Annotated in this window: 6 protein-coding genes; all 6 read left to right on the forward strand. The window is 62.3% G+C overall.

Features of this window, described 5'->3' with window-relative positions; translation table 11 throughout:
- A partial coding sequence (locus tag NW809_RS10740; protein WP_414402111.1) for a HEAT repeat domain-containing protein occupies positions 1–724 on the forward strand: 724 nt, incomplete at its 5' end.
- A gap of 87 nt (positions 725–811) precedes the next feature.
- On the forward strand, positions 812–1,453 hold the full coding sequence (locus NW809_RS10745; RefSeq protein WP_099812571.1) for a HEAT repeat domain-containing protein: 642 nt from the start codon (positions 812–814) through the stop codon (positions 1,451–1,453).
- Between the two features lie 42 nt (positions 1,454–1,495).
- Positions 1,496–2,221 (forward strand): phycobilisome rod-core linker polypeptide, encoded by a 726-nt coding sequence (locus NW809_RS10750; protein ID WP_011429130.1) that lies wholly within the window; start codon positions 1,496–1,498, stop codon positions 2,219–2,221.
- A 139-nt stretch (positions 2,222–2,360) separates the two neighbouring features.
- Positions 2,361–2,672: a DUF6825 family protein gene (locus NW809_RS10755; protein WP_011429129.1), complete on the forward strand. Its 312-nt coding sequence runs from the start codon at positions 2,361–2,363 to the stop codon at positions 2,670–2,672.
- A 29-nt stretch (positions 2,673–2,701) separates the two neighbouring features.
- Positions 2,702–4,405 (forward strand): ABC1 kinase family protein, encoded by a 1,704-nt coding sequence (locus NW809_RS10760; protein WP_414402112.1) that lies wholly within the window; start codon positions 2,702–2,704, stop codon positions 4,403–4,405.
- Positions 4,405–4,804: PP2C family protein-serine/threonine phosphatase (locus NW809_RS10765; RefSeq protein ID WP_414402113.1), on the forward strand; the 400-nt coding region annotated here is incomplete at its 3' end. The genes NW809_RS10760 and NW809_RS10765, both read left to right, overlap by 1 nt.

A 4,804-nucleotide genomic window follows, 5' to 3' on the forward strand; every position in this document is an offset into this window, starting at 1 on the left:
GGCGATAGCGCGGCTGCAGGGGGATGACCCGCAAGATCGGTACTATGCCGCTTGGTACTTGGGCACGGTTCGGGATCCGCGGGGGGTAGAGCCACTGCTGTTGGCGTTGCGAGATGAGCGGGATCGCACCGCCTTGGGGGGCTACCCGCTACGGCGCAATGCGGCCAAAGCCCTTGGGCAAATTGGCGACGTGCGGGCCGTGCCCGGCCTGATCGAGGCCCTTGGCTGTAGCGATCTGCATGTGCGGGAAGAGGCTGCCTATGCCCTGGCCCAGTTGGGAGACCGGCGGGCGGTGGCTCCCTTGCTGGCCTTGCTGCAGTCGCGGGAGCAGGAGCAGCCCTGGGAAGCCTTCATCGAGGCGCTGGGCCAGCTCAACGCCACCGAGGCCGAGGCGGCGATTCGGCCTTTCTTAAGCCACCCCTCGGAGCGGGTGCGTTCGGCAGCCGCTTGGGTGCTCTATCGCTTTACACAAGCCGAGGAGCTGACCCAAGTTCTGGTGGCGCTGCTGGCCCACACCAATTTCAGCCTGCGCCAGGCGGCCCTTTTCGATCTGGCAGAATCCGGCTGGGTGGCAGGGGCGCCGCTGTTGGCGACAGCCGATGTGGCGCTTAACCTGCGCATCAATGCTCTGAAGCGACTGTTCGACGTGGCGCTGCAGTTAGGGCGAGTGCCGCCGGATCGGGTGGCAGCAGCGATCATCCCGCAACTGGACAGGCTGTTCTAGACGTGAAAGGGCTTGGGGCTCTCCCCCCCTATTGGCTCGCTTGGATGTTTCGTTAGTTTTTTACTTACCTTGGCCTCTGGGTTGTCTATGTCCTCTTCCTCGGCTGCGCAAGTGCTTCCCGCTGCTGTGGCTCAACTGGCCGCTGAACTGGAACAGGCCACCTCAGCGGAAGAACTGTTGCGGGTGGTGAGAGCGCTGGGATCCTTGGGCCACGTGGAAGGGATCCCCCTGCTCATTCGCGCCTTTGGCTTCAACCGCCCTGCCGTGGGGGAGGCCGCGCTGGAAGAGGTGTTGCGCTTTGGGGAGGCGGCGGTAGGGCCTTTGCTGGCCAACATCGATGGCTTCGACTATGGGGCGCGCGCCTATTCGGTGCGGGCGTTGGCCCGTATCGGCCACGGCGATGCCTACCCCTTTTTGGCGGAAGCCATTGTGGCGGACTTCGCCCCCAGCGTGCGGCGAGCGGCGGCCCGTGGGCTGGGACAGGTAGCGGCACGGCGGCCCCTCTCCGATCAAGAGCGAGCCTTGCACCTGTTGCGGCAATGCCTGGGCGACGCCGACTGGGGAGTTCGCTATGCCGCCGTCGGATCCCTGACGGATTTGGCTCGGCTGGGAGAGGCGTCCCTGCGATCTGCCGTCGAGGCAGCCCTGCAAATGGCCTTGCAGGATGCGGATCCCTTGATTCCCCTACGCGCCCGCCTAAGCCAGCAGGAGCTGGCTGCTGATCCATAACCCCTGCCATTTTGTTGTTTCGTTTCCTCAGGAGCATAACCTATGACTCTTCCGCTGCTTGCCGATCGCCCCACCACGCAAAGCGTGCGGGTGGAGCGCTACTTTGTACCCAGCGACGAAACCCCGCCCGCCTATCGCCCCGACGACCCGACGGGCATCGAAAATGTCATCCGCGCCGCCTACCGGCAGATCTTCAGCGAACACCTGATGCTGGAGAGCTACCGGCAAAAAGCGCTGGAGTCCCAGCTGCGCAACGGGGCGATCTCGGTGAAGGAGTTTATCCGTGGCCTGGGCAAGTCGGAGGTGTACCGGGATCTGGTCATGGTTCCTAACGACAACTACCGCTTCGTCGAGATCACCTTCCAGCGCTTCCTGGGCCGGCCCACCTACAGCCAGCAGGAGCGCATCAAGTACTCCATCATCCTGGCCACCCGCGGTCTGAACGGCTTTATCGACGCCGTTGTCGACAGTGAGGAGTACAACGCCGCCTTCGGGGACGATGTGGTGCCTTACCAGCGCCGCCGCCTTTCCGAGAAGCCGACCAACTTGCTCAACCCCCGCTACGGGGCGCGGTGGCGGGATGTTTCCGGCGTGAAGCGCTCGACGCGGGAAGTGGTGCGCACCTACCGGATTACTCGGCCTCCCAAGCCCGGGGATCCGGAAAACTTCCTCAACATGGCCCGCATGCTCAATCCCAAGCCGGCAGCGCGGCAAAACATCAGCGTCTTCGATCTGAAGATCCCCGACATGACCACCAACCGCCGCTGAGGGTTGGGCCTCCTACCCACTGCGCCCTTGCCAAGCTCTCAAGCCGATCATCCGACGCCGTTCGGGTGGATCGGCTCTTCGGCTTGGTTGGGGCAAGATTCGTTATAATCTGGGTGATGCTTCTTAACACTTGGGTTACATGAACAATCCAGTTGTGCGGGCTTTTTTTGTCGGCAAGGCGGTGGCCGACGTGCTGCGAGAGCGCCTGGAGAGCACCCTTGCCGACCTTGCCGGGGAAGTGGGCAAGGTGTGGGCGGAGCTCCAAGAGGGCTGGCAGACCTTTGCCCAGGATGTCATGGCCCGGGCTGAGGCGGAAGCATCGCTAGCTGCCCAGGAAATGGCGGCACCCCCCTTCAAGGCAGAAGACCTGCAGGCAACCCTAGACGACCTGCGGGCAGAGGTGGCGCAGTTGCGCTCCGAATTGCAGAAGTATCGGAGTCGAAACGCTTGAACGCCAGCACACTCCCATCCCGAGCCGTTTTGGAATCCGAACCCGCCAAGCCCTATACCGCCTACCGTTGGGCCCGAGAAAACTACACCCGCTGGGGCCGCCTCATTGATATTTGGCGATTTGTGCTCACCTGGCTGTTTTACCTCTGGCTGGATCAGCAGGCGTGGAGCTACGGGGGGCAGCCCACAGCGGAGCGCAAAGCCAAACGCCGCCGCGCCAGGGCCATCTGGATCCGCGAGACGCTGCTCCACCTCGGTCCTACTTTTATCAAGGTGGGGCAGTTTTTCTCCACCCGGGCCGATCTCTTCCCCTCCGAGTACGTCGAGGAGCTGTCCAAGCTGCAGGATCGGGTGCCTGCTTTTGGCTACGAACAGGTGGCAGCCATCGTGCAGCAAGAGTTGGGCAAGCCCATTGAGCAGATCTACAGCTATTTCGATCCCACCCCCTTGGCGGCGGCCAGCTTGGGGCAGGTGCATCGGGCCAAGCTCAAGACCGGCGAAGAAGTGGTGGTCAAGGTGCAGCGTCCGGGCCTGACCCGCCTGTTCACGATCGATCTGGAGATCTGCCGCGGTATTGCCGAGTTCTTTCAGTACCACACCCGTTGGGGCGGGCCGGGCCGCGACTGGATCGGCATCTACGAAGAGTGTCGGCGCACCCTCTGGGAGGAAGTGGACTACCTCAACGAGGGCCGCAACGCCGACACCTTTCGCCGCAACTTTCGGGACATGCCACAAATTGCCGTCCCCAAAGTGTACTGGCGCTACACTTCCCCCCGCCTGCTGACGCTGGAATACCTGCCAGGGATCAAGATCAGCGACTACGAAGCCCTGAGCGCGGCGGGGCTGGATCGCAAGCTCTTGGCCCGCTTGGGGGCAGAGGCCTATTTGCGGCAACTGCTCAAAGACGGCTTTTTTCACGCCGATCCCCACCCTGGCAACATTGCCGTCAAGCCGGATGGCACGCTGATCTTCTACGACTTCGGCATGATGGGGCGCATTCGCCCTGGCATCAAGGAAAAGTTGGTGGCCATGCTGGCGGCTGTGGTGGCCAAAAATGCCGACCTGGTGGTGGCCTCGCTGGTGGAGCTGGGCGTGTTGGTGCCCACTGCCGATCTGGCGCCAGTACGCCGCTCGGTGCAGTACATGTTGGATCACTTCATGGACAAGCCCTTTTCCAACAGCTCCGACGAGATCTCGGTGATGGCCATCAGCGAAGACCTCTACGAGCTGGCCTACGATCAGCCGTTTCGCTTTCCCGCCACCTTTACCTTTGTGATGCGGGCCCTGACCACGTTGGAGGGGCTGGGGAAAAGCTTGGATCCGGAGTTCAATTTCCTGGAAGTGGCCAAGCCTTTCGCGGAGGAGCTGATGAACGGCAGCAAACCGGAGACGGAGACTCTGCTAGCCCAGGTCAGCCGCCAGGCGGCAGAGTTCACCAGCAGCAGCCTCAGCTTGCCCCGCCGTCTTGAAGCGACCTTGAGCAAGCTGGAACAGGGGGAGCTACGCCTGCGGGTGCGATCCAGCGAGGCAGAGCGTTTGCTGCGCAAGCTGAACAGCACCGGACGGGGAGTTATCTACGCGGTGTTGTTTGCAACTTTTTTTCTCAGCGCAACCCAGCTATTTTCGGCTGGGCATGCTACTTTAGCGATCGTCACCCTGGCTTTGGCCGTTCTCGCCGCTTTGGCGCTGGTCAGGGTACTCTTAAAGGCAAATGGATCAGAGCCACTGATGTGATGCGACGATATGCCTGCGCTACGGATCCAGGCAAGGTCCGCAGCAGCAATCAGGATGCCTACTACTGTGATCCAGAAGGACGTTACTTCATCGTTGCCGATGGCATGGGAGGGCACGCTGCCGGAGCAACAGCCAGCCTGTTGGCGGTCGAGGTCATTCGCGAGTGCCTTGAGCGGGGTTGGCAGACCGTGCCAGCGCCCAAGCTGCTCAGCGAGGCGATAGAAGCGGCCAACGAGGCCATTCTTAAAGACCAGCGAGAAAACCCGGAGCGGGCCGACATGGGCACCACCGTGGTGGTGGCTCTGGTGGATCCCAACAACAATTGCTGGAGCGCTCACATCGGCGACTCTCGCCTTTACCGCCTCCGCGGATCTGAGATGCAGCAGATGACGGAGGATC

It is taken from the genome of Synechococcus sp. WC101 (genome assembly GCF_047461555.1).
Classification (GTDB): Bacteria; Cyanobacteriota; Cyanobacteriia; order Thermostichales; family Thermostichaceae; genus Thermostichus.

Excerpts from the sequence above, each read along its gene's own strand:
- NW809_RS10745 (WP_099812571.1), top strand. The coding sequence starts at position 812 with ATGTCCTCTTCCTCGGCTGCGCAAGTGCTTCCCGCTGCTGTGGCTCAA.
- NW809_RS10750 (WP_011429130.1), top strand. The coding sequence starts at position 1,496 with ATGACTCTTCCGCTGCTTGCCGATCGCCCCACCACGCAAAGCGTGCGG.
- NW809_RS10755 (WP_011429129.1), top strand. The coding sequence starts at position 2,361 with ATGAACAATCCAGTTGTGCGGGCTTTTTTTGTCGGCAAGGCGGTGGCC.